This is a genomic window from Pseudoduganella buxea, from assembly GCF_009720835.1.
Lineage (GTDB): Bacteria > Pseudomonadota > Gammaproteobacteria > Burkholderiales > Burkholderiaceae_D > Rugamonas > Rugamonas buxea.
In genome coordinates this window covers 1-24,667 of sequence record NZ_WNKZ01000025.1, presented here as the reverse complement: position 1 = coordinate 24,667, position 24,667 = coordinate 1, and the positions used below count along the sequence as shown (strand labels likewise).

Annotated in this window: 14 protein-coding genes; 7 read left to right on the top strand and 7 right to left on the bottom strand. The window is 68.4% G+C overall.

Annotation, left to right across the window (positions count from 1 at the left end; all coding sequences use genetic code 11):
- The first annotated feature begins 76 nt into the window (after positions 1 to 76).
- Together GM672_RS10990 and GM672_RS10985 are read left to right on the top strand one after the other, a co-directional pair.
- Positions 77 to 3,394: a GH92 family glycosyl hydrolase gene (locus GM672_RS10990; RefSeq protein ID WP_155470576.1), complete on the top strand. Its 3,318-nt coding sequence runs from the start codon at positions 77 to 79 to the stop codon at positions 3,392 to 3,394.
- A 25-nt stretch (positions 3,395 to 3,419) separates the two neighbouring features.
- Positions 3,420 to 5,846 (top strand): GH92 family glycosyl hydrolase, encoded by a 2,427-nt coding sequence (locus GM672_RS10985; RefSeq protein WP_155470575.1) that lies wholly within the window; start codon positions 3,420 to 3,422, stop codon positions 5,844 to 5,846.
- 282 nt (positions 5,847 to 6,128) lie between these two features.
- Here GM672_RS10985 and GM672_RS10980 read toward each other — a convergent pair whose 3' ends face one another.
- Positions 6,129 to 6,644, bottom strand: coding sequence for a LecA/PA-IL family lectin (locus tag GM672_RS10980; RefSeq protein WP_155470574.1), 516 nt, complete (start codon positions 6,642 to 6,644; stop codon positions 6,129 to 6,131).
- A 392-nt stretch (positions 6,645 to 7,036) separates the two neighbouring features.
- On the opposite strand from GM672_RS10980, the gene GM672_RS10975 reads away from it, so the two are divergent.
- On the top strand, positions 7,037 to 8,293 hold the full coding sequence (locus GM672_RS10975; protein ID WP_155470573.1) for an acetate/propionate family kinase: 1,257 nt from the start codon (positions 7,037 to 7,039) through the stop codon (positions 8,291 to 8,293).
- 14 nt (positions 8,294 to 8,307) lie between these two features.
- Positions 8,308 to 9,897, top strand: coding sequence for a L,D-transpeptidase family protein (locus GM672_RS10970; RefSeq protein ID WP_170300017.1), 1,590 nt, complete (start codon positions 8,308 to 8,310; stop codon positions 9,895 to 9,897).
- A 148-nt stretch (positions 9,898 to 10,045) separates the two neighbouring features.
- Here GM672_RS10970 and GM672_RS10965 read toward each other — a convergent pair whose 3' ends face one another.
- Both GM672_RS10965 and GM672_RS10960 read right to left on the bottom strand, forming a co-directional pair.
- Complete coding sequence (locus GM672_RS10965; protein ID WP_229417677.1) at positions 10,046 to 11,731, bottom strand: cation acetate symporter; 1,686 nt, start codon at positions 11,729 to 11,731, stop codon at positions 10,046 to 10,048.
- Positions 11,728 to 12,096 carry a DUF485 domain-containing protein gene (locus tag GM672_RS10960; RefSeq protein WP_155470571.1) on the bottom strand — a complete coding sequence of 123 codons (369 nt, stop codon included), beginning with the start codon at positions 12,094 to 12,096 and terminating at the stop codon, positions 11,728 to 11,730. Before GM672_RS10960 ends, GM672_RS10965 begins: the two co-directional genes overlap by 4 nt.
- Before the next feature lie 173 nt (positions 12,097 to 12,269).
- Here GM672_RS10960 and GM672_RS10955 point away from each other — a divergent pair, with 173 nt between their 5' ends.
- Entirely contained in the window at positions 12,270 to 14,468 is a 2,199-nt protein-coding gene (locus GM672_RS10955; protein ID WP_155470570.1) for an OsmC domain/YcaO domain-containing protein, read from the top strand.
- Here the strand turns inward: GM672_RS10955 and GM672_RS10950 are convergent.
- The 4 genes from GM672_RS10950 to GM672_RS10935 form a co-directional block, all read right to left on the bottom strand.
- A complete protein-coding gene (locus tag GM672_RS10950; protein ID WP_229417676.1) occupies positions 14,465 to 16,552 on the bottom strand; it encodes a diguanylate cyclase in 2,088 nt (695 codons plus the stop codon). The genes GM672_RS10955 and GM672_RS10950 overlap by 4 nt on opposite strands.
- A 246-nt stretch (positions 16,553 to 16,798) precedes the next feature.
- Complete coding sequence (locus GM672_RS10945) at positions 16,799 to 17,857, bottom strand: glycosyltransferase family 4 protein (RefSeq protein WP_170300016.1); 1,059 nt, start codon at positions 17,855 to 17,857, stop codon at positions 16,799 to 16,801.
- Between the two features lies 1 nt (position 17,858).
- Positions 17,859 to 18,887 (bottom strand): glycosyltransferase family 9 protein, encoded by a 1,029-nt coding sequence (locus tag GM672_RS10940; protein WP_229417675.1) that lies wholly within the window; start codon positions 18,885 to 18,887, stop codon positions 17,859 to 17,861.
- A 322-nt stretch (positions 18,888 to 19,209) separates the two neighbouring features.
- On the bottom strand, positions 19,210 to 22,329 hold the full coding sequence (locus tag GM672_RS10935; protein ID WP_155470568.1) for an alpha-1,6-glucosidase domain-containing protein: 3,120 nt from the start codon (positions 22,327 to 22,329) through the stop codon (positions 19,210 to 19,212).
- 297 nt (positions 22,330 to 22,626) lie between these two features.
- On the opposite strand from GM672_RS10935, the gene GM672_RS10930 reads away from it, so the two are divergent.
- Together GM672_RS10930 and GM672_RS10925 are read left to right on the top strand one after the other, a co-directional pair.
- Positions 22,627 to 23,898, top strand: a complete 1,272-nt coding sequence (locus tag GM672_RS10930; RefSeq protein WP_155470567.1) for a glucan 1,4-alpha-maltotetraohydrolase domain-containing protein — start codon at positions 22,627 to 22,629, stop codon at positions 23,896 to 23,898.
- A 143-nt stretch (positions 23,899 to 24,041) separates the two neighbouring features.
- A partial coding sequence (locus GM672_RS10925; RefSeq protein WP_371867055.1) for an HlyD family secretion protein occupies positions 24,042 to 24,667 on the top strand: 626 nt, incomplete at its 3' end.

The following is a 24,667-nucleotide window of genomic DNA, read 5'->3' as shown; positions in this document are numbered from 1 at the left end:
GCCGGCTTGAAATACGACGCGCGTGACCGGCCCGAGAAGCCGGTCGATTTCCCATTCTCCAGGAAGTGTTACCAACATGACCATGCATGACCATCACCTGGCGACCGTGGCGCTGCTGCTTGCCTGCGGCAGCGCGGGTGCCACCGGCTTCGCCACCTCCTTCGAGGCAGGGGAACGCTTTCCCGGCCAGCTGACGGGGGAGGGCCTGAGCCTGGAAGCGGGCGACGGCCCCGAGCGCCCGTATGCCGCCAAGCCCCGCGTGGGCTACACCGGCTCGCGTGCGCTGCGCTACAGCGCGGACGGCAACGGCGGCCGCCTGCGGCTGTTCGACGTCGACATCGCCATCGGCGCCGACACACAGCTTTCGTGGAAGGTGCTGCCCGAGATCGTCGACGGCGACACCGAGGCCTCCACCGGCGTTTCGCTCGATCTGCTGCTGGACAACGGCGAGCGGGTATCCAGCCTGGCCGTGCCGGACCACCACGGCGTGCGCCTGGGCGCCGCCGCGCAGGCGCAATCGAAGGCCCTGTATCCGCAGCAGTGGGCCCACAAGGAGTTGCGGCTGGGCGCGCTCGCGGGACGGCGCATCGTGGCCATCGAGCTGGAAATGCGGCCCGGCGCCAAGGGTGCCAGCGGCTGGCTGGACGACATCGTCGTCAAGACCGAAGCACCGGCGCTGGCCGCCCGCCCGTCGGATTACGTGCTGACCACCCGCGGCACCCAGGCCAACGGCACCTTCTCGCGGGGGAACAACGTTCCCGCCACGGCCGTGCCCCACGGCTTCAACTTCTGGACGCCCGTCACGGATGCCGGCACCCTGGGCTGGCTGTACCGGTGGAACGAACAGAACGGCCCGGACAACCGGCCGCGCCTGCAGGCCCTGTCCCTGAGTCACCAGCCCAGCCCATGGATGGGCGACCGCCAGACCTTCCAGGTGATGCCGTCGAACACGAGCGGGCAACCGGACGCGGACCGTGTGCGCCGGGCCCTGTCGTTCTCGCACGAGCGCGAACTGGCGCGGCCCTACACCTACCGCGTCGACTTCGACAACGGCATCCGCGCCGAGATCGCACCCAGCGATCATGCCGCCATCTTCCGCTTCCGCTTCCCGCAAGGTGGCGACGCCAACCTGCTGTTCGATAACGTCGACGGGCGCGGCGGCCTGACGCTGGACGCGGCCACGCAAACCCTGCACGGCTATACGGACACGCGCAGCGGCCTGTCGAACGGCGCCGGGCGCATGTTCGTCTACGCCCGTTTCGACCAGCGCTGGACGGCAAGCGCCGCCATCGACACGGGCCGGCCCACCGGCTACGTCAAGTTCGCCGCGAGCGACGACGGCGAAGTACGCATGCGCATCGCCACCTCGCTGATCTCCGTGGAGCAGGCGCGGCGCAACCTCGAGCTGGAGATCGGCGATGCCGGTTTCGACGCCGTCCGCGAGCGGGCGCAGGCCGCGTGGGACGCGGAGCTAGGCCGGGTCGCGGTGCAGGGCGCCAGCGCGGACCAGCTGACGACGCTGTATTCCAACCTGTACCGCCTGTTCCTGTACCCGAACGCGGCGCACGAGAACGTCGGCACGAAGGACCGGCCCGAGTGGCGCCACGCCGACCAGAGCGGCTGGTCCGACCGGAACGCGGGCGGCGACGCGCAGCGCACGTCGGCCCCGGTCCGGCCCGGCAAGAACTACGTCAACAACGGCTTCTGGGACACCTTCCGCACGACGTGGCCTGCATACGCGCTGCTGGCGCCGCAACGGGCGGGCGAGATGGTCGACGGCTTCCTGCAGCAGTACCGCGAGGGCGGCTGGGTCGCGCGCTGGTCCTCGCCCGGCTACGCCGACCTGATGGTGGGCACCAGTTCCGACGTGGCCTTTGCCGATGCATGGTTGAAGGGCGTACGGGGCTTCGACGCGCACGAGGCCTACGAGGCGGCGCTGAAGAACGCCACCGCCGTGCCGCCCGTCGCCAATGTGGGCCGCAAGGGCCTGGCGCGGTCGATGTACCGGGGCTATGTGGATGGGTCGGTCCACGAAGGCCTGTCGTGGACGCTCGAAGGCGCGCTGAACGACTTCGGCCTGGCGCAGTTCGGCCAGGCGCTGGCGCGGGACGCAAGCGATCCCGCACTGGCGCGCCGCTACCGGGACGAAGCCGGCTACTTCCAGGCACGGGCCGGCGATTACGTCCACCTGTTCGATCCGGCCACCGGCTTCTTCCGGGGCCGCGACGCGAACGGGCAATGGCGCGAGCCGGCCGCCCGGTTCGAACCGCGCCGCTGGGGCGGCGACTACACGGAGGCCAACGGCTGGAACTTCGCCTTCACCGCGCCCCATGATGCCGAAGGCCTGGCTACCCTGCACGGCGGGAGCGCGGCGCTGGCCGGCCGGCTGGACGCCTTCTTCGCCACGCCGGAAACGGCCGCGCCCGCGTTCAGCGGCAGCTACGGCCAGGTTATCCATGAAATGACGGAGGCGCGCGACGTGCGCATGGGCATGTACGCCCACAGCAACCAGCCTTCGCATCACATCCCGTGGATGTACGTGCCCGCCGGCCAGCCGTGGAAGACCCAGCGCGTCACGCGCGAGATCCTGGCGCGGCTGTACCTGGGCAGCGAAATCGGCCAGGGCTACGCGGGCGACGAGGACAACGGCGAAATGTCGGCGTGGTATCTGTTTGCCTCGCTGGGCCTGTATCCGCTGCGGATGGGGGCGCCGGAATACGTGATCGGCTCGCCCGCCTTCAGCCGCGCCGACGTGCGCCTTGACACCGGCAAGACCTTGACCGTCATCGCCAACAACCAGAGCACCGAGAATGTCTACGTCCAGTCCCTGAAGGTCGACGGCAAGCCGTGGCCCAGGGCCTGGATACGCCACGAAGACATCGCCGCCGGCGCTACCCTGGAGTTCACGATGGGCAGCACACCCTCGGCCTGGGGCAGCGAAGCGGCGGCCTTGCCCCCGTCGATGACGGCGCCTGGGCGCCTGCCGGCCAGGCTGGAGGACCGCAGCGGCGCGGCGACGGTGTCCGTTCGCGGCCAGGTCGCCGCCGCTGCGCTGGTCGACGACGACGCGGCGACGTCGCAGCCGCTGCCGGCCCGCGCGAGCGTCGGTTTCACCTTCGGCAACGCCACGGCGTTCACCTACTACACCATCACCAGCGGCAAGGTGCCGCCGGCCGCCCTGGGCTGGACCCTGGAAGGCAAAGGCGGCAAGGGCGGCTGGAAGGTAATCGACCGGCGGCGCGGCGAGCGCTTCAACTGGGCGCGGCAACTGCGGCCGTTCCGCGTTGCCGCGCCCGGCGCCTATCGACAATACCGCCTGCGCTTCGACAACGGCACGGCGCTGGACCTGGCGGAACTGGAACTGCTGCAGCCCGTCGCGAAGCCTCAGCCGTGATATCACCCTCATTCTCGGATTTACCATGACGACATCCATGAAATTACGCGCCGTGCAGGCGACCCTGTTCGCCTGCGTGCTGCCCATGGCCGCGGCCCTCGCGGCGGTGCCCAAGACGGGTGACACGCCCGTCAACACCTTCATCGGCACCCAGGACGAAGGCAATACCTTCCCCGGCGCGTCGGCGCCGTTCGGCATGATCCAGGTCAGCCCCATCACGGACCATTACGCCGGCTACCGCTACAGCGACGAGCGCATCCGCGGCTTCGGCCACTCCTTCCTGTCCGGCGCCGGCTGCTGGGAGCAGGGCGGGCAGCTTTCCATCCTGCCCGTCACGGGCCGCATCGGTCCCGGCGGCGACTTCGACACGACCAAGCCGGGCAGCTTCGACCACAAGAGCTACGCCGCCAAGTACAGTCATGACGGCGAGGTTGGCCAGGCCGGCTACTACAAGGTCAAGCTGACCAGCTACGGCGGGATCACGGCGGAGGCGACGGCGCTGACGCGCGCGGCGGCCGAGCGCTACACCTTTCCCGCCGGCGCGACGACAGGCCACCTGCTGCTGAACCTGGGCCAGGCCAACGAGCGCCATTCCGTCATCGGCAGCGAAGTGTCGGTGGACGGGCGCAGCGTCGAAGGCCGTATCGTCACGAAAAGCTTTTGCGGCGGCGCCAAGTACACCACGTGGTTCCGCATCGTGTTCGACCGGCCCGTCGTCGCCCACGGTATCTGGGACGACCGGGGCGGCTGGCCCGGCGCGAAGGGGGCCAGCCAGCAGGGCGAGGCCAAGCCCCATGGCGCGTGGCTGAGCTTCGACGTCGGGCAGGGCAAGGCCGTCACGGCTGTCAGCGCCATCTCCCACGTCGACCCGGAGGGCGCGCGGCGCAACCTGCAGGCCGAGGGCTATGCCGGCGGGCAGCCGCTGGCTTTCGACACGATGCGCGAGAAGGCGCAGGCCGCGTGGCAGCGCGAACTGGCCAGCGTGCGTATCGAAGGCGGCAGCAGGGACGACCGCACCGTGTTCTATACGGCGCTGTACCACGCACTGCTGCAGCCGATGACGGGCAACGACGCCGACGGCCGCTATCGTGGCTATGACGACCAGGTTCACACGGCGAAGGACTGGACCTATTACGAGTACTTCTCGCTGTGGGACACCTACCGCGCCCAGAACCAGCTGCTGGCGCTGCTGCGGCCCGCGCGGGCGCGCGATATCGCCAACTCCGTGCTGAAGATCCGCGAGCAGGGCGGCTGGCTGCCGCGCTGGGGCTACGCCAACTTCGAGACCAATATCATGACGGGCGACCCCGTCACGCCCTACCTGGTCGACCTGTGGCGCTTCGGCGCGCTGCAAGGGCGCGAGCAGGAAGCCTATGCGGCGCTGCGGGAAAACGCCTTCGGCGTGCCCGCCTTCGGTATCCGACCCCAGGGCCGCTCGGGCAACCCCAGCTACCTGCGTCAGGGCTTTGTGCAGTACGAGCGTAGTTTCATTTCCAAGGGCATGGACACCGACCCCCACCACGGCGCCTCCGCGACCCTGGAGTATGCGCTGGCCGACGGCGCGCTGGCCCGCATGGCGAAAGCGCTGGGACACGAGGCGGATGCACAGGCGCTGGCCCAGCGCGCGTTGAACTGGCGCAAGGTGTGGGACCCGGCCGTCGTCGATGCGCCGACGGGGCAGCGGGGCTTCCCCCGCCCGCGGCTGGCCGACGGCAGCTGGTTCGCCGATGTCGGCAGCGGCTTCGATCCCCGGGGCGACCATGGCTTCCATGAAGGCACGGCGTGGCAATACCAGTGGCTGGTACCGCAGGACGTGCCGGGCCTGGCGCAGGCGATGGGCGGCACGGCCCAGGCCCTGCGCCGGCTCGACCAGTTCTTCGACTACGACGCCGTCCTGGCCGACCCGAAGGCCGTGCGCAAGTCGTGGGTCGTCGGGCCGTACAGCTACTACGCCCAGTTCCGCTACAACCCGAACAACGAACCGGATTTGCACGCGCCATGGATGTACACCCTGATGGGCCAGCCGTGGAAGACGACGACGGTGCTGCGCGCGGCGGAAACCCTGTTCGGCAACGGTCCGGCCGGCGTCACGGGCAACGACGACCTGGGCACGATGTCCGCGTGGTACCTGTTCAGCGCCCTGGGCCTGTATCCGGACGCGCCGGGCAGCGGCCGCTTCCTGCTGCACGCGCCCCGTTTCGCGCGCACGGAAATCGACGTCGCGCCGGGCCGCACCTTGCGCATCGAGGCACCCGGCGCAGTGCCGGGCCAGCGCCGCTTCGTGCAGTCGGTCCAATGGGCCGGGCGGCCCCTGCAACGGGTCTGGCTGGACTGGGAGCAGCTGCAGCAGGCCGGCACATTGATATACCGCCTCGCACCGCAACCGGACACCCAAGGCTGGGGCACGCGTGGTGCCAGCCTGCCACAGGCGCCGGGCGACATCGCCCGCTGATCGGCCCGCCCAGACCGCATCGACCACCAGGCCGTTCGGCCTGGGCGGTGGACTTTTCGATGTAATTGCGCCGCACTGCGGCGCTTTTGCAACGTGTTCCTTTACAACGATGCGGCGGCACCGCCGCCGCAAGGCGCTGCCCGGCACGCGGGGAATCGGCCGATCGGGGCCGGGTCCTGCATCCCTTGCTCGACCAGGACGGCGCCGGCAAGGCCGACCTGGACGCTCACCGACTGCGGCGACGGTCAGCCGGCTGCAGGGCAGGTATCCGGCCTTGATCCGTCACGGACAGGCGACGCGCAAGGTGTAGCGTTGCGGCCTGTTCCAGACCGGCCATGTCACGACGCGCACGCGCAGGTAACCTTCGTTGTTGCCATGGGTTCCAGGCGCGTCGTCCATCGACAGCCGCAGCTCGCCAGTCACGCGCGGGATGAAGCAGAATTGCTGCCTGATAAGAAAGGGGAAGTTGTCATCGATCCTGCCGACCAGCGCGCCGATGTGCAGGATCTCGCTGCCTTCTTCCTGCGGCACGTCCCTGTCCCACCCCTCGGGACCATAATAGGGGTAGATCTGCTGGACTCCCTGGCCGCCATGCGACCATAGCCCTTCGCCTGCCACGCAGACGAATTCGTCGGGGGACACCGTGATTCCCGTCGCCACCCATGGCTGGTTGGCCGGAACCCGCAGGCACCGGTTGCTGAAGCCGGCCTGCTCGGCCGCGACGGCAGCGAAGGTGGTCACACTGTACAGGGCAGCAAGTGCCGCCGCCCGCCTTCCTAATTGCCATGCCTGGATCATGTCCCTCTCCTTGAGAATTGGTTGCGTGAAAACGCGGTCGATGCCGCAAGTGCTGCATGTCGCCTGGGTAGCGGTCGGTGTGCAGCCATCGCACGCGCCGACGATGACAGCGGCCGCCCTCCCTCCTGACAGGGTAGCCGCGAGCAAGGCAGGCCGGGTCGCACCGTCCGGGGAAGCTGAGATGCGTCAAGGAGCGGGCGTATTGTCCGGTACGCAACGCAAGGCGACGCCACGGCGCGTCGCATCGCGATCCGACGTGCCGTCGCGCCCAACCAACTCGTCGTACCTGGCGAGACTTGCCGGTGCGGCGCGATTTGACCAGGATCAAGCGGGTGCCCCCCGCCGTGGCAGCGATGGCGTAAGCTGTTTTGTACCATTACCGGATACCTGCCATGGACGATACGACCCGCCAGCCCGACAGCGAGGCACTGCTGCTGCTCAATGCAGGCACTGCCAGCCTGAAGAGCGCGATCTTTGACGCATGCACGCCGCTGCCGGCGCAGCGACCGCTGTGGCGCGGCAGCGTCACCGACATCGGAGGCGCCGATTCGCGCTGGCGCGACAGCGAGGGTGGCAGCAGCGACCTGGCGCCGGCTGCCGATCCCTTCCTGGGCGCCGTCGCCTGCCTGTTGGCGCGCTCCGAGGCGTGGCTGGGCAATCGAACCCTGCGCGCGATCGGCTACCGGCTGCCGGTGGCTGGCGGGCTGGATGGCGCCGCGCTGCGGCTCGATGACCGTTCGCTGGACGCGCTGGAGGCGGCGCCCGAACCGGTGCCGCGATACCAGCGCGATGCGCTGCGCATGGCGCGCGTGGTCGCCGCCCGCTGGCCGGGCGTGCCGCAGGTTGCCTCATTCGACACATGGTTCCACCGTACGTTGCCGCTGGCCGAACGGATGCTGCCGCTGCCGCACCGGTACTGGGAAGCCGGCCTGCGCCGAAACGGCTGCCATGGGCTGTCCTTCGAGTACCTCGCCATGATGCTGCCGCGCCGTTTCGGCGCGCGGGCACGTGGCCGCGTCATCGCCGCCCACCTCGGCAGTACTGCCAGCCTGTGCGGCATGCTGCGCCTGCGCAGTGTCGCCGTCAGCCCGGGGCTGTCGCCGGCGGACGGCCTGATGACCGGCACCGGCGCGGGTGCGCTGCCGCCGGAGGCCATGCGCCACCTGCTGCGCGAGCTTGGCGATACGGCCGCACTGGACCGCCTGCTGCACGAAGAGGCCGGACTGCTCGGTGTGTCAGGCGCGTCCGCCGATCCCCAGGTGCTGCTGCGCCGCGAAACGCAGGGCGGCCCGGCTGCCGAGCGGGCCGGTGCGGCGCTGGCCTTGTACGTACGCCAGGTCGTGCGCGAGGTCGGTGCCATCGCGGCGGTGCTTGGCGGACTGGACATCCTCGTCTTCACCGGCGGCGTCGGCGAGCACGATACGCTGCTGCGGCAGCGCATCTGCGCGGCGCTGGGCGGGCTCGGCGTGCAGCTCGATGCCCGCCTTGACGCATCCAACGCACGCTGCATCAGCCCGGCGGGCAGTACGGTCACCGTGGCGATCGAAGCCACGTGCGAGGAGTGGGTGATGTCGCGCGACTGCATGGTGCTGACGTCGCCCCTGGCGCACCCGGCCACGGTGCGCGGGCCGGGCACGCCGGTCGCATGATGGCGCGGAGCAAGATGACCCGCTCCGGCCGGCGCGTCTTCGTTGCATGGATGCTTGCCTGGGCCGCCGGCGCATCCGTCGCGCTGGCGCCGGACAATGCGCCGCAGTTGCGCCGGCTGCTGGCGGAACTGCCGACGGCAGGCGTGGAGGCGGGCCACGAAGCCGCCGCCACGCAGCGCTTCTATGCGCTGCGTGGCGGGGTCCCGGCCTGGACATCCACCGCAGACGCGCAGGCGGCGCTGGCGATGCTCGTGCACGCCGACGACGATGGCCTGGAGCCTGCCGATTACCGCCTGCGCCCCCTGCCAGGCGCTGGTGACGGGGGAGCCGGTGACGCGGCCCGCCACGACATCGCCTTGACCGGTGCCATGCTGCGCTATATCACCGATTTGCACGCCGGGCGCACGCGCGGCACGGTGCGCTCTGCCGACCCTCGCCCGGCGGCCGCGTTCGACGCTGCGGCGCTGCTCGAGGGTGCCCTGGCGCTTGGCCGGCTGGAAGAGCTGCGCGCCAATGCGGCGCCAACGCTGGCGATTTATGGCCGGCTGCGTACCGCGCTGCAGCGTCACCGCGCAATGGCCGCCGGCGGCGATACGGCCGTGACCTTGCCGGCAGGGCGCCCCCTTGCAGCGGGTGACGACGGCGCCGGCGCGCTGGCCCGCCGGCTGGCCGAACTGGGCGATTTGCCGCCGAGCGCTGCCGAGGTCGCCGATGGCCGCTACTCCGATCAGGTGGCCGCCGCCGTCATGGCGTTCCAGCGCCGTCATGGGCTGCGCGAGGACGGCGTGGCCGGCCCCGCCACGGTGGCGGCGCTCAACGTGCCGCTGCGGCAGCGCGTGCGGCAGATCGCACTGGCGATGGAACGCCTGCGCTGGCTGCCGCCGCTGCCCTTGGGGCGCCTGGTCGTCGTGAACCTGCCGTCCTATCGCCTGTGGGCCATCGACCGGCGCGAGCAGGGCGGCCGCCCCTTGCTGGATATGCGCGTAATCGTCGGCAAGGCCGCGGGCACACCCACGCCCGTATTCATCGGCACGATGCGATATGTGGAATTCAATCCCTACTGGAATGTTCCGCGCAGTATCGCCATCCACGAATTGCTGCCACGCCTGGCACGCGATGCGGGTTACCTGCGGCGGCACGACATGGAGCTGGTGGGCACTGGCGCACAGGGCACGGGCCGGGCCGATCTGGCCGCGTTGCGTAGCGGCACGCTGCGGATACGCCAGCGGCCGGGTCCATCGAATGCACTGGGTCCCGTCAAATTCGGCTTGCCGAACGCCATGAATATCTATCTTCATGGCACCCCCGCACGTGAACTGTTCGATGCCGCGCGGCGCGATTTCAGTCATGGCTGCATCCGCGTGGAGGACCCCGCCGCGCTTGCCGGCTTCGTGCTGGCCGACCCGGTTCATTGGCATGCCGACGCGGTGGCGCGGGCAATGGCGCCGGGCGCGGTTCGGGTGGTTCAACTGCAGACACCGGTACCGGTGGTGATCTTCTATGCCACGGCGGTGGCGCAGGACGACGGCACCGTGACATTCCTGGAAGATGTGTACGGGCTCGATCGAAAGCTCGGCGCCGCATGGGACAGAGCGCGTCCTTGAATCGCGGCGCGGCAGGGTCCTTGGCCTGCACGGTCCGCTTGGCGGCTTGCCCGCGGCAGTGGCGAAAACGAAAAGGGCCGGGCCCCGTACAGGACCCAGCCCTTGCTGCCGTTGCGCCGTCGTCCGGCCTGACGGCGCCGATGCAACGTCAGTGCGCGTGCGCGCCGGAAGCGCCGATGCCCGTCTCCGAGCGGATTTCCTGCGCCTCGAAGCCGGCCTTGTCGATGGCGGCGCGGGGGCTCTTGTCCGTGACCGAGAACAGCCAGATGCCGACGAAGCCGACCGTCATCGAGAACAGCGCCGGCGACGTGTAGGGGAAGATGGCCGTGGCGTTGTGGAAGACGTCGACCCACACGGATTTCGACAGCACCGTCAGTGCGACGGCCGTGAACAGGCCGAGGAAGCCGCCCACGGTGGCGCCGCGCGTCGTGCACTTGCTCCACAGGACGGACATGAACAGCACGGGGAAGTTGGCCGAGGCGGCAATGGCGAAGGCCAGCGACACCATGAAGGCGACGTTCTGCTTCTCGAACACGATGCCCAGCAGCACGGCGATGACACCGAGCACGATGGTGGTGAACTTCGACACGCGCAGTTCGCTGCCCGGCGCCGGCTTGCCTTTCTTGATGACGGTGGCGTACAGGTCATGCGACACGGCCGATGCGCCCGACAGGGTCAGGCCGGCCACGACGGCCAGGATGGTGGCGAAGGCCACGGCGGAAATGAAGCCGAGGAAGATGTCGCCGCCGACGGCCTTGGCCAGGTGCACGGCCGCCATATTGTCGCCGCCCAGCAGCTTGCCGGCGCCGTCCTTGAAGTCGGCGCTGGTGCCGACCAGGACGATGGCGCCGAAGCCGATGATAAACACCAGCACATAGAAGTAGCCGATCCACGTCGTGGCCCACAGCACCGACTTGCGTGCTTCCTTGGCGCTGGGGACGGTGAAGAAGCGCATCAGGATGTGCGGCAGGCCGGCCGTGCCGAACATCAGCGCCATGCCAAACGAGATGCCGGAAATGGGGTCCTTGATGAAGCCGCCGGGGCCCATGATGGAATCGCCCTTGGCGTGCACTTCGACGGCCTTGCCGAACAGCGCGGACGGGCTGAAGTCATGCAGGGCCAGCACGGCGAATGCCATGTAGCTGGTGGCGCCCAGCAGCATCACGGCCTTGATGATCTGTACCCAGGTGGTGGCCGTCATGCCGCCGAACAGCACGTAGACCATCATCAGCACGCCGACGAGCACGACGGCGATCCAGTAGTCCAGGCCGAACAGCAGCTTGATCAGCTGGCCGGCGCCCACCATCTGGGCGATCAGGTAGAACAGCACGACGACCAGCGTGCCGGAGGCGGCGAACAGGCGCACCGGCTTCTGGGCGAAGCGGTAGGCCGCCACGTCGGCAAAGGTGAAGCGGCCCAGGTTGCGCAGCCGCTCGGCCATCAGGAAGGTCAGCACGGGCCAGCCGACGAGGAAGCCGATGGCGTAGATCAGGCCGTCGAAGCCGTTGATGAACACGGCGGCGGAAATACCCAGGAAGGAAGCGGCGGACATGAAGTCGCCGGCAATGGCCAGGCCGTTCTGGAAGCCCGTGATGCCGCCACCGGCCGTGTAGAAGTCCGACGCCGAGCGGGTGCGCTTGGCGGCCCACTTGGTGATAAACAGCGTCATCAGCACGAAGGCGCTGAACATGAGGATGGCCGTCCAGTTGGTGGCCTGCTTGACGGACTGGCCCAGGTCGGGCGCGGCCACGGCGGCGCCGGCTGCGGCCAGCAATGCCAGCGCAGCCGTGGAACGAACGGCAGCGCGGACGGCGGGGCGGGAAGCGTGCATCATGCGCGCACCTCTTCGGCACGGGCTGCGCTGGCCGCTGCCGCGGCTTGCGACGACGGTGCAAACGCGGCGTTGGCGTGGATGGCCTCGGTCAGCGCGTCGAATTCACGGTTGGCGCGGCGCACGTAGATGGCCGTGACGGCCACCGTGAACAGGATCACGGCCAGGCCCAGCGGCACGCCGCGCGACATGACGCCGTCGCCGATCTTGGCCGCCATGAACTCCTTGTCGAAGGCATTCAGGGCCGTGAAGCCGTAGTAGGCGATCATCACGGCCCACGTCAGCTTCCAGCCGTAGCGCGAGCGTGTCTTGACCAGCTTCTGGTAATTGGGGTCGTTCTTGACCCGTTGCAGGACGTCTTGTTCCATATTGTCTCCAATGTTTTTTATGTGGCGCAGCCAGGTGGTGCCATGCAGCCATGGTCGGATAGTAGGGTGGCTTGCTTACCCGGTGCTTACGTGCACGGAAGCCCGATCATGTACACTGTCGGCCCCTGCGCGGATCATCGCCGCCGCACCGTCATACCAACAGGACTACTCTCATGGAAATCAAGGTCAACTTTCTCGACAAGCTGCGTCTGGAAGCGAAGTTCGACGACTTCACGGTGATCGCCGACCAGCCGATCCGCTACAAGGGCGACGGCTCGGCACCCGGCCCGTTCGACTACTTCCTGGCCTCGTCGGCCCTGTGCGCGGCGTATTTCGTGAAGTTGTACTGCAATACCCGCAATATCCCGACGGAGAATATCCGCCTGTCGCAGAACAATATCGTCGATCCGGAGAACCGCTACCGCCAGATCTTCAAGATCCAGGTCGAGCTGCCGGCCGATATCTCGGACAAGGACCGCCAGGGCATCCTGCGCTCGATCGAGCGCTGCACGGTGAAGAAAGTGGTGCAGGAAGGCCCCGAGTTCGTCATCGAGGAAGTGGAGAACCTGGACGCGGACGCGCAGGCCCTCCTGACCCTGGCGCCGGCCGGCGCGCGCACCTTCATCGAAGGCAAGGACCTGCCGCTGGAAGAAACCATCGCCAACATGTCCGGCCTGCTGGCCGGCCTGGGCATGAAGATCGAGATCGCGTCGTGGCGCAATATCGTGCCCAATGTATGGTCGCTGCATATCCGCGACGCCCATTCGCCCATGTGCTTCACCAACGGCAAGGGCGCGACGAAGGAAAGCGCGCTGGCGTCGGCCCTGGGCGAATTCATCGAGCGCCTGAACTGCAACCACTTCTACGGCGGCGCCTACTGGGGCGAGGAGATCGCCAACGCGCCCTTCGTGCACTACCCGAACGAGCGCTGGTTCCAGCCCGGCCCGAAGGACGCGCTGCCGAAGGAAATCCTGGACGAGTACTGCCTCGACATCTACGACCCGGACGACGAACTGCGCGCCTCGCACCTGGTCGACACCAATTCCGGCAACGCGGCGCGGGGCATCTGCTCGCTGCCGTTCACCCGCCAGTCCGACGGCGCCACCGTGTACTTCCCCTCCAACCTGCTGGAAAACCTGTACGTCAGCAACGGCATGAGCGCCGGTAATACGCTGGCCGAGGCCCAGGTGCAGTGCCTGTCGGAGATCTTCGAGCGTGCCGTCAAGCGCGAAATCCTGGAGGGCGAACTGGCCCTGCCGGACGTGCCGCAGGACGTGCTGGCGAAATACCCCGGCATCGTCGCCGGCATCCAGGGCCTGGAAGAGCAGGGCTTCCCCGTGCTGGTCAAGGACGCGTCGCTGGGCGGCACCTACCCCGTGATGTGCGTGACCCTGATGAACCCGCGCACGGGCGGCGTGTTCGCCTCGTTCGGCGCCCACCCCAGCTTCGAGGTGGCGCTCGAGCGCAGCCTGACGGAACTGCTGCAGGGGCGCAGCTTCGAAGGCCTGAACGACCTGCCGCCGCCCACGTTCGCCAGCAACGCCGTGACGGAGCCGAACAACTTCGTCGAGCACTTCATCGATTCGAGCGGCGTCGTGTCGTGGCGCTTCTTCAGCGCCAAGGCCGATCACGCGTTCGTCGAGTGGGATTTCTCCGCACACGGCGAGAACGCCAACGCCGAGGAAGCGGCCACCTTGCTGGGCCTGCTGGAAGGCATGGGCAAGGAAGTCTACACGGCCGTGTACGACCAGCTGGGCGCCGTCGCCTGCCGCATCGTCGTGCCAGGCTACTCGGAGGTGTATCCGGTGGAAGACCTGGTGTGGGACAACACCAATAAATCGCTGCTGTTCCGCGCCGACATCCTGAACCTGCACCGCCTGGATGACGCGGCCCTGGCCGACCTGCTGGAGCGCCTGGAGAACAACGAGCTGGATGAATACGCCGATATTGCCACCCTGATCGGTGTCGAATTCGACGAGAACACGGAGTGGGGCCAGCTGACGGTGCTGGAACTGAAACTATTGGTCCACCTGGCCCTGAAGCAGTTCGAGGATGCGCAGGACCTGGTCAGCGCCTTCCTTCAGTACAACGACAACACGGTCGAACGCCGCCTGTTCTACCAGGCCATGGATGCGGTGCTGACGGTGACGTTGGACGACGAGCTGGCGCTGGAAGACTACGTCGCCAATTTCCGCCGCATGTACGGCGATGCGCGGATGGATGCGGTGCTGGGCTCCGTCGATGGCAGCGTGCGTTTCCACGGCTTGACGCCCACCAGCATGGCGCTGGAGGGCCTGGACCGGCACGACCGCCTGATCGACAGCTACCGGAAGCTGCATGCGGCGCGGGCCAGGGCGGCAGCGGGCGGCTAGTCCGTTCGTCCTTCCGGCCGGGCCTCGCCGGGCGCGCCGCCCGGCACCACGGCGAGGTCCACGAAGCCCGCGTGCCACGCGTGTTCCAGGTCGGCTTCGACCGCTTCCACCGTGGTACGGTCCAGGCCGGGGAAGCCGCGCACGCCGACGGCGCGGTTGCGGCCATTGGACTTGGCCAGGTACAGGGCCATGTCGGCCAGGTTGACCACCCGTTCCCAGGCCAGCGGCGTCGTGCCTGCCATGAGCGGATAGGGCGCGAAGCCGACCGAGACGTTGACGGGAATGACTGCGCCCTGGTACGCCACGGTTCTTGACGAGATGCCGTACAGGATGCGGCGCGCCACGTCGTCCAGGCCGGCGCGCGCCACGGCGGGCAGGAAGACGAGGAATTCCTCGCCGCCCCAGCGCACGATCATATCGGTCTCGCGCAGCGCCTCGCGCAGGCCGGCGGCGATCAGCTTGAGCACCTCGTCGCCGGCCGCATGGCCGAAGGTATCGTTGACGTGCTTGAAATGGTCCACGTCCAGCAGGAACAGCGCGCCCACGGTGTCGCCGTCCGTGGCGCGGCGCCCGCCGCCCTCCTGGCCTGCCGCCATGAATGCCTGGAAGTGACGACGGTTGTACAAGCCGGTGAGCGGATCGAGCGAACCCTGGCGCTTCAGTTCCACATTCCTTTCTGCCAGGCGGGCGTTGGCCTGGCGCACCTTGCGGTACATCAGCGCGACGGTGGCGGCGGCCAGCGCGCACGCACCGGCCAGCAGCCACCAGATGCGCTGTTGCAGCCGGCGGTGTTCCAGTTCCGCGCCGGCCGCCCGGTTGTCGCGGCGCAGCGCTTCGATCTGGCGCTGCGTGCGCTCGGCATCGTATTTTTCCTGCAGCTCCAGCACGGCAGCCCGGCGTTCGTCGGCGAACATCTCGCGGGCGATGTCGCGCTCGCGGTGATAGGCGCCGATGGCGCCGCGGTAGTCGCCCGCGTGCTCCAGCGCGCCGCCGTATTCGAGCAGCACGGCCTGCAGCTCCGGCTTGTCGCCCTGTTTTTCATAGGTGGCGAGGCCGGCATCGACGTGCCGCTTGCCTTCGGCCAGCAGGCCAAGGCCCAGGTAGGCCTGGCCCAGGTTGACGCGGGCCGTGGCGATATCGCTGACGCTGTTGACGTCGATGGCCGCCTGCAGCGCCTGCGCGCCATAGGTGCGCGCTTCCTGGAACTTTCGCTCCTTCAGGTAGGAGTCGGACAGGTAGACCAGGGTGGTGGCCGTCATCTGGCGTGCGCCGATGCTGCGTTCCAGGCCGAGCGCTTCGAGCAGGGCACGGCGCGCGCGCCGGAACGCCTTCTGTTCGATTGCCAGCGCATATTCCGTGCCCAGCGCCACGGCGATGCGGGCCGGCGATTCGGCCGCCCGGGCCAGCAGCAGCGATTCGCGCTGGGCTTCGGCGGCCTTGTCGAGCTGTCCCATGTTCAGGTACAGCCACACCAGCGCGTACAGGCTGTTCCCCAGCGGCGCCGTGTCGCCCTCGATCTGGCGCGCCAGGTCCACGGCGCCCTGCAGCCTGGCCAGGCCGGCCGGATAATTGCCCTGTTCCTGGTACGCCTGGCCGGCGCTGATGGCACTTTGCACCTTGACGGCCACGTCGGCGATGCGCCGGGCCACGCGTTCGGCCTGCAGCGATGTCGCGTGCGAGGCCGGCACCTTGCCCAGCATCCACTGGGCATTGGCGCGCTCCAGCAGGCCCTTGACGAGCGCCACGTCGTCGCCTTGCCGTTCGCCGAACGCCACCAGCTCGTCGGCCAGCGCCAGGGCGCGGGGCACGTCGCCGGCCGTGCGCTCGGCCGTGCTGGAAAAATACAGGAAGTCCGCCCGCAATGCCGGCGGCGCGGTGGCCACTTCGCCGGCCATGGCGCGCAACTCGCGCAGGGCCTGGTCCGGCACGGAACGCGCCTTGGCCCCCGCGTCGTCCAGGCGCGTGGCCAGCGTGTCCTCGCCGAACGCCAGGGCAGGGCACAGCAGCAGAGCCGCCGCCCAGCGGCGCAGCCGGGCCGTCCGGACGACGGACGAAAGCAGGGTTGACGGGGCGGGAGCTGCCAAAGACGGTCCTGGGTTGGTGCGGCGCGCGCTTGCCGCGGTCTGGGACAATTGTATCGCAGTTGCTAACCGGAAATTTCGACAGAGCTGGAAATCCGTGCAGCTGCGGGGGCGGTGTGCGTCTTGCGCGACACAGTCGCTGCCGCAATTGCGCATCTGTTTGCCGGAAAGGCAAGATGCGCAGTACGTTCGCCGGGGCCGCCGCCATGCGGTGCCCGCAACAGGCCGGGACTCGCAAGCGGCCTGCCTTCAGGCCGCCAGCACCTGCCGATACAGGTCGAGATAGGCCGCCGCCGCGTTCTCCCACGAGAACCGCGCGGCATGGTCGCGTACCCGCCGCGGGCCGCCGTCGGCGGCGAAGCGCGCCATGCCCTCGGTCAGTACGGCGCTCATGTGCCCGGGCTCGAAGCTGTCGAAATAGTAGGCGGCATCGCCGCCCACCTCCGGCAGGCTGGTCGAGCGCGACAGGAACACGGGGCGGCCGTGGTGCATGGCTTCCAGCACGGGCAGGCCGAAGCCTTCGGCCAGCGACGGGAACAGGAACGCTTCGCAGTGGGCGTAATACCAGTCCTTGTCGGCCTGGCTGACGGGGCCTGTGATGGCGACGCGGTCCGTCACGCCGAAGCGCGCGGCCTCGCGCACGATGGCTTGCCGGTAGTCTTCCTTGACGACGCCGGCGATGACGAGCGTGAAGTCGTTCCCCCGCAACAGCGGCACCAGCACGTGGAAGTTCTTCTTCGGGCAGACCATGCCGACGGTGAACAGGAACGGACCCGGCGGCATGTGGCGGGGCCGGTGGCCGGCGGGGACGCTGCCGGCATCGGCGCCGTTGTAGATGACGGAGATCTTGTCCGCCGCGTCCGGGAACAGGCGCAGGATGTCGCCCTTGACGAATTCCGAGATCGCCACGACGCGGTCGACGGCGGCGATCTTGCGGGCCATGCGGCGCAGGTGGCGTTGCAGCCGGGGGCTGCTCGCCGGCTGCTCGTGCACCTGGTTCAGGTCGTGCACCGTCATTACCGTCCTGGCGCGCACCCGTTCGGCGCCGAAGCGGCAGTACTGGTCGGCGAAATGGACCACGTCGAAGCGGCGCCCCTGCGGCATGATCCAGCGGTGGTATTTGCGGTGGCGTACATGCGCCACGTGGCTGCCCAGGATGCCGTTCTGCGCCGGGTAGGTATAGGCGCTCATGTCGAAACGGCCGGCGCCCTGGCGGGCCAGTTCCCGGCCCAGGCTCTTGCCGAAGGTGTGCAGGCCCGTGTTCTCGTGCCGCATCGAGTCCAGCGTGATGAGCAGGCTCGGCCGCATCTTACGTGGCCATGATGCGCTTGCCGGCATGGCGCCTGGCGGCGTCGCGCCATTGGAACACGACGTCGGCCACCTGGCCGGCACTGATCGCCGCCATGCACACGCAGCTTTGCGCGCCCGTGCAGCTGTCGCACTGCCGTTCGCCGCTGACCGACGTGGCGTTCGCGCCCAGGGCGCCCCAGCGCGCGATGTCGATCGGCTGTACCGGCGGGAACAGGCCCAGGGTGTTGCGCCCGAGGGCCGCAGCCATGTGCAGCGGCCCCGTGCCGCTGGCGATCAGGCCGTCGGCGCTGCCGATCAGCGCGACCAGGCCGCGCAGGTCGAAGCGGCCGCACAGGTTGTGCACGTTCGGGCTGGCCAGCAAGGCCTGGGCGTCGCGGGCCAGCAGTTCGCCTTCGGCGCGGCTGCCCGTGATCCAGATGGCTATGCCCGGGTCGCCTGCCAGGGTCGCCGCAAGTTCCGTGTAGCGCTCCAGCGACCATTCGCGGCCGTTGCCGTTCGATTTCGGGTGCAGCACCAGGTTGAACGGCGCGGCGCGGAACAGTTCGTCCACTTCCGGCAGGCGTGGCGCCTGCAGGCCGTACCACCCGCAGATGTCGCGCAGGGCCGGCACGTAGTCGATGCCGAGCGGTTTCAACAGGGCGAAATTGAGCTGGGCTTCGTGCAGGCGCGAGCGCACACGGCTGAAATGGGCCAGCCGGTTGCAGGTCCACCAGTGATGCAGGCGGTGGCTGCTGCCGACCCGGTTCGGCACCCGGGCCCGGCGTGCCGCCCGGCCCAGCGCGCGGTGGGGGAAGGCGAAAATGACGGTATCGTAGTCTTCCTCTTCGAACAGGCGGTCGACGTCCAGCTCCTCGAGCCGCAGGGTGCGGTCGACGAAGCTGCAGCAGCTGACGACGGGCGCCGCGTAGGCGCGGCACAGCACGTCCACGCGCACGCCGGGAAGCAGCTGCTTCAGGTAACCCGCCAGCGGCAGGGTCAGCACGACGTCGCCGATATTATCGGTTCGGCAAATGAGAATACGGGACAAGGCAGGCGGCATTACTGGGATGGTCAAATAACTTTATCAGGGTTCGATGGAGCCCTTGCGAAACGTCGTCACGAAAAGTGTTTCATTCAGGCGCGCGCAAGCATCTTCCGATCTTTCCCGGTTTTACGCAAGCCTGTGAATAAAGTGTGGCCGGTTCGCCAAGGAGAAACGTGCCGGATTTTACCGTTTTCGGTGGCAATTTGGGTATGCCGCCACCGCATTCTTTACAAGGCATTACAACGCTTTACTGCAAGTGCCGCCGAAGCGACAAAAAAGCCCCTGTTTCCAGGGGCTTGCGTCAGTGCCGGGTCGTCACGCCGCTTTAGTCGCCGGCGTTCTGCACGAAGACGGCCGCGGTGCGCGCGGGGATCGTGAAACTGCCGATGGCGGTGTCATAGGCAGAGGTTTTCACCACCGCGTCGCTGCCACTCTTCTGGATGCGGTGCAACTGCAGTTTCAAGCCTTTCAACTCGGGAATGGCCACGCTTTTCGCCGTCTTGTCGACATTGAAGACGACGACGACCTTTTTATATTGCGCCCCGGGGTAGTGGCTCGGCTGGTCGCCTGAAATGCTCATTGCCACGATGCCCGGCACCTGATTCGGTCCCGTATTGTGGAACGCCAGGCGTTCGCTGACGTCCTTGGCCGTGCGCAGGCGGAACAAGGTGCTGTCCTTGCGGATGGCGAGCAGCTCCTCGAAGCCGGCCCGGGCCGCCAGGATGGCCCGGGTGTCCGGGCTGATGAGCGGGTTGGCCAGCACGGGCGCCATGATGGACCAGCTCGATTCGTTCGAGCCGGCCATCGGCAGGCCGACGCCGAAGTTGTTCGACGTGTAGCCGTAGTCGAGGCGGTTGAACCAGTCGCCGGCGTTGTAGCTGTCCCGGTCCAGCGACTTGGAGCGGAGGATTTCCTGGCCGGCGTGGAAGAAGGGCACGCCTTGCGACAGGATATTGACGGCCGCGCCCAGGGTCTGCACCCGCACCCGGTCCGCCAGCGGCGTGTTTTGCGGCAGCTTCAGCGCGTTGACGTCGAACAGGGTCTGGTTGTCATGCGCCTCGACATAGTTGATGGTCTCGGCCGGGCTGCCGGCGAAGCCCGCCTGCTGGCCGAAGTAGTCGATCTCGGCATTGCTGCGCACGGTGCCGAAGCGGTCCGTGAAGCGGTAGTCGCGCAAGGTGCCGGACAGGGCCACGCGGGCCAGGTCCGCCAGGCGCAAGGCGTCGTCACGGGTCTGCGTCGACTGGCCGTTCGGATCGAACCAGGCGCCGTTGACGAAGCCCTGCTGGTTGACGAGCGAGGCGCCCGTGTCGCAGCAGCCGCCGCCCCGCACCGTGTCGCGGATGCGGTCGTTGAACGAGCCGATGCCGGTGCCGAACATATTGGCCTGGCGGGCCTGCACGAAGCGGGCGTCGTTGGCGACGGCGCCGAAGTTCCACGCTTCGCCGTACAGGTAGATGGGGCGGCCGGCGGCAGCGTCCACGGCGCCCTGCATGCGCTGCATCAGCGCCAGCGGCGTGAAGCCCATGATGTCGAAGCGGAAGCTGTCGATCTTGTACTGGCGCGCCCACAGGCTGGCCGAGTCGAGCATCAGTTTCGCCATCATGACGTTTTCCTGGGCCGTGTCGGCGCAGCAGCTGTCATTGAGCAGGTTGCCTTCCGCGCCCTGGCGGTAGTAGTACGTGGGCACGATGCGGTCCAGCACGGACAGCGGGTCCTGCTTGGCCGAGCTGGTGTGGTTGTAGACGACATCCAAGGTCACGCGCAGGCCCGCTTCGTGCAGCGCCTGCACCATGGCGCGGAACTCGCGAACGCGCACGGCGCCGTTGCTCGTGTCGGTGGCGTAACTGCCTTCGGGGGTGTTGTAGTGGACGGGATCGTAGCCCCAGTTGAAGCAGTCGCTGTCGCGCGTGGCGGCCACGGCCGCCTGCTGTATCGTCGCATCGGCGGCGCCGCCCGGGATGGCCGGCGTGGCGCAACCGGCTTCGTTGACGCTGGAGAAATCATAGCTGGGCAGCAGGTGCACGTGCGTCATGCCGGCCTTCTGCAGCGATTTCAGGTGGCGCATCGGCGCGGACTCGGTGTCCGTGAAGGCCAGGTACTTGCCCCGGTGCGCGGCCGGCACCGTGCTGTCCGACGCCGAGAAATCGCGGATGTGCAGCTCGTACAGGGCGATGTCAAGGGGCGAATCCAGCTTCGGAATGCGGTGCTCGTCCCAGCCCGCCGGTTTCAGCTGGGCGCTGTCCAGGTCGGCGACGAAGCTGCGCGCACTGTTGGCCGACACGCTGACGGAATACGGGTCGGTGACGGTGTTCGTCACCACCGTGTTGTTGGCCCAGCGCGACAGCACCTGCACCGTGTAGGTGTAGTAGGCGCGGTTGGTCCAGGAGGCGTTCGGTGCCGTGTAGCGCCACACGCCGCTGGCTGCATCCAGCGTCATCGGCAGTGTGTCCGACTTGCCGCCCGTGGGTGCCGAATACACGGTCAGCCGCACGGACTTGGCCGTCGGTGCCCACACGCGGAAGGTGGGCACGCCCCGGTCGAACGACAGGCCCAGCTGGGCGCTGGCGGCGCGCGTCGCGAACACGTCGTCCAGCATGCCGGCCTGCTGCAGCGACGTCACCTGCACCAGGCTGCCGTTGGCGGCGAACTGGGCGATGGCGAACTGGCCGCTGGCCAGGCGCGCGGCGCGGGCGGCATCGGCGTCGCTCAGGCGAAGGGCCGTGGCGCCGGCCAGGTGGGGGAATTTCTGGCGCAGCGCGTCCGGCAGGCTGGCCGCCTGCAGCGCAAAGCTGCCTTCGGCGCCGGCCAGGCCGGTATTTGCATCCGGGCCGGCCGTCATGCCGCCGTTGGCCGCGTAGTACAGCTTGTAGGTGGCGCCCGCCGGCGCGCCCGGCCAGGCCAGGGTCGTGCCGGACAGCCAGTGCGCCTTGGCGCTCGTCAAATTGCCGTAGGTGAGGGCGGGCGGGCTCGTGTAGACCGTGCAGTCGCCTTCCAGCATCCACACTTCCGTGCCGTTGGTGGCCACGTCCGCCGGCAGGACGGCCTGCTGGTCGTTGCCGCAGTTCTTGTTGCCGCTGCCATCCGTGACGAGGAACTGGATCGCTGTCTTGCCGGGCGCCAGGGCGATGTCCGTGTAGCCGCCGAAGGCGTCGCTGCCGGTGAACATGAAGCGGCCGGAAATCCACGCGGGGCTCGGTTGCAGCGGGCCGTCCCAGGAATACACGCCCCACTGGGCGGCATCGTTCTGGATGCGGTGGAAGTGCATGCGGATGGTGCCGGGTGCGACTGCGCTTGCGGTCGCGCTGACGACGGCGGCGCCCAGGCGCACCGGGCTGGCGGACGTGGCCTGCTGGTCTTCGCTGCCGCCGCCGCAGCCGGCCAACAGGCCCGCATACGCCAGCGCCAGGGCGGCGTGCCCGGCGAAACTACGGTTGATGAACATGGTGTCTCCTTCTGGATTTTTTGAATGCCGGGAAGCGAGCGCGGCCGCGCACAGCGACGCCGGCAAGCCATTGTACCCAAACTACACGCACTGTTTACTCTGTCAGGTTTGGTGTATCAAAACTACCGCATCCGGGTGAATTCAGTTGACATGGATGCATGGATACCCCAAGAATCGACGCATCTGACGGGGAGCTCCGGGAACAGGAGACCCTTCACGATCAGTAGTATGACTACATTTCGCCTGTAGTCGGCTTCGCTGGCAGCGGGCGGCTTATCGACACTTGGAGGAGATAATATGAAGAAACACATTTTGGCCGCCGCCCTGGCGGCAGGGACGTTCGCAGCCGTATCGACCGCGGGGGCCGCCACGCCCACGCAACAGGCAGGGGGCAGCAAGGCCATCCTGCTGCAGGGCTTCCACTGGAACTCGGCCAACCAGGCCAGCCCGACCTGGTACGACACGCTGGCCGGCAAGTCGAGCGACCTGGCCGCGCTGGGCGTCACCCACGTGTGGTTCCCGCCGCCGTCCGATTCGGCCGCCAAGGAAGGCTACCTGCCGCGCAAGCTGGACGTGCTCAATTCGTCCTACGGCACCTCGTCCGACCTGTTCGAGGCCATCAATGCACTGAAGGGCGTGGGCATCCAGTCGATCGCCGACATCGTCGTCAACCACCGCGTCGGCAGCACGGGCTGGTCCGACTTCACCAGCCCGAACTGGAGCACCTACACGATCGTCAACAACGACGAGTGCAACTGCGGCCTGGGGAATGCCGACACGGGACCGGGCTTCAGCGCCGGGCGCGACCTGGACCACACGAACGTGGGCGAAACCCAGAACGGCATCATCCACTGGCTGAACTACACCTTGAAACCGACCGGCTTCACGGGCCTGCGCTTCGATTATGTGAAGGGCTTCGACCCCAGCTACGTCGCCAAGTACGCCAACGCCTTCGCGCCGGACTTCTGCGTGGGCGAGCTGTGGCCCGATTTCAATCTGAACGACATGAACGCGAACCGCCAGGCCCTGATGAACTGGATCAACGGCACGGGCAATGCGTGCGGCGCCTTCGACTTCACCACCAAGGGCATCCTGAACGACGCCCTGGCCAACGGCAATTACTGGCGCCTGAAGGACAGCGCCGGCAAGCCGCAGGGCGCCATCGGCTGGTGGCCGGCCATGTCCGTCACCTTCGTCGACAACCACGACACGGGTCCGGCGGCCTCCTGCGGCTCCGGCCAGAACCTGTGGGCAGCGCCCTGCGGCAGCGTGATGGAAGGCTATGCCTACATCCTCAGCCACCCGGGCATTCCCACCGTGTTCTATCCGCACGTCTACGACTGGAACCTGAAGGCACCGATCGGCGCCCTGATCAAGGCCCGCAAGGCGGCCGGCGTGACGTCGACGTCGGCCGTCGCCATCCAGCAGGCCACCCAGGGCCTGTACGCGGCCATCGTCACGGGCAGCACGCGGCAGCTGGCCATGAAGATCGGCCCGAACAGCTGGAGCCCCGGCACGGGCTGGACCTTGCAGGCGTCGGGTACCAACTACGCCGTCTGGATCAAGTAGCGGCGCAGGTGCAGGCCCCCCGGCACGGCGGGGGGCTGCATCGGGCTTGATCACGATCATGGAAGCGGCCGCGCCTCGGCTCGTACAGTGGTGCCATGCGGCCGCCGGGCCAAGCCACCGTACCCTAGCCGATGAACGACACCGTGTCGATACCTCCCGCCGCAGCGCCGGCCGCGGGCGAAGCAGTCAAGCCGCCGCCGGGTTCCCCGCCCGGCAGGCGCTCGCCGCTACGGCGCGTGGCGGCGATCGCGGCCATCATGGCCGTTGCCGTGCTCCTCGGCTGGGCGTGGTACTTGCTGGCCCGGCCCGCCGGGACGGCCCCGGGCCTGGTCAGCGGCAACGGCCGCATCGAAGCCACTGAAATCGACGTCGCCACCCGCCTGCCCGGCCGTATTGCCGACATCCTCGTGCAGGAAGGCGACTTTGTCGCGGCCGGTCAGCTGCTGGCGCGCATGGACACGGCCTCGCTGCAAGCCGGGCGCGACGAGGCGGCCGCGCACGAGCAGCAGGCGCGCGATGCCGTGGCGGGTGCGCGTGCCCAGCTGGCCGTGCGCGAGAGCGATCGCGAGGCTGCCGCCGCCGTGGTGGCCCAGCACGCCAGTGAACTGGAAGCGGCCCACGTGCGGCTGCAGCGTTCCCTCGTGCTGTCGCAGGCGGGCGCCGCGACGACCCAGGAAATGGACGACGACCGCACCCGCGTGCGCACGGCCGGCGCGGCGCTGGTGGCGGCGCAGGCCCATGAGCGCGCTGCCCGCGCGGCCGTCGAGGC

Coding starts and splice junctions, on each gene's coding strand:
- GM672_RS10990 (WP_155470576.1), top strand. CDS start 77: ATGACCATGCATGACCATCACCTGGCGACCGTGGCGCTGCTGCTTGCC.
- GM672_RS10985 (WP_155470575.1), top strand. CDS start 3,420: ATGACGACATCCATGAAATTACGCGCCGTGCAGGCGACCCTGTTCGCC.
- GM672_RS10980 (WP_155470574.1), bottom strand. CDS start 6,644: ATGATCCAGGCATGGCAATTAGGAAGGCGGGCGGCGGCACTTGCTGCC.
- GM672_RS10975 (WP_155470573.1), top strand. CDS start 7,037: ATGGACGATACGACCCGCCAGCCCGACAGCGAGGCACTGCTGCTGCTC.
- GM672_RS10970 (WP_170300017.1), top strand. CDS start 8,308: ATGACCCGCTCCGGCCGGCGCGTCTTCGTTGCATGGATGCTTGCCTGG.
- GM672_RS10965 (WP_229417677.1), bottom strand. CDS start 11,731: ATGATGCACGCTTCCCGCCCCGCCGTCCGCGCTGCCGTTCGTTCCACG.
- GM672_RS10960 (WP_155470571.1), bottom strand. CDS start 12,096: ATGGAACAAGACGTCCTGCAACGGGTCAAGAACGACCCCAATTACCAG.
- GM672_RS10955 (WP_155470570.1), top strand. CDS start 12,270: ATGGAAATCAAGGTCAACTTTCTCGACAAGCTGCGTCTGGAAGCGAAG.
- GM672_RS10945 (WP_170300016.1), bottom strand. CDS start 17,857: ATGCGGCCGAGCCTGCTCATCACGCTGGACTCGATGCGGCACGAGAAC.
- GM672_RS10935 (WP_155470568.1), bottom strand. CDS start 22,329: ATGTTCATCAACCGTAGTTTCGCCGGGCACGCCGCCCTGGCGCTGGCG.
- GM672_RS10930 (WP_155470567.1), top strand. CDS start 22,627: ATGAAGAAACACATTTTGGCCGCCGCCCTGGCGGCAGGGACGTTCGCA.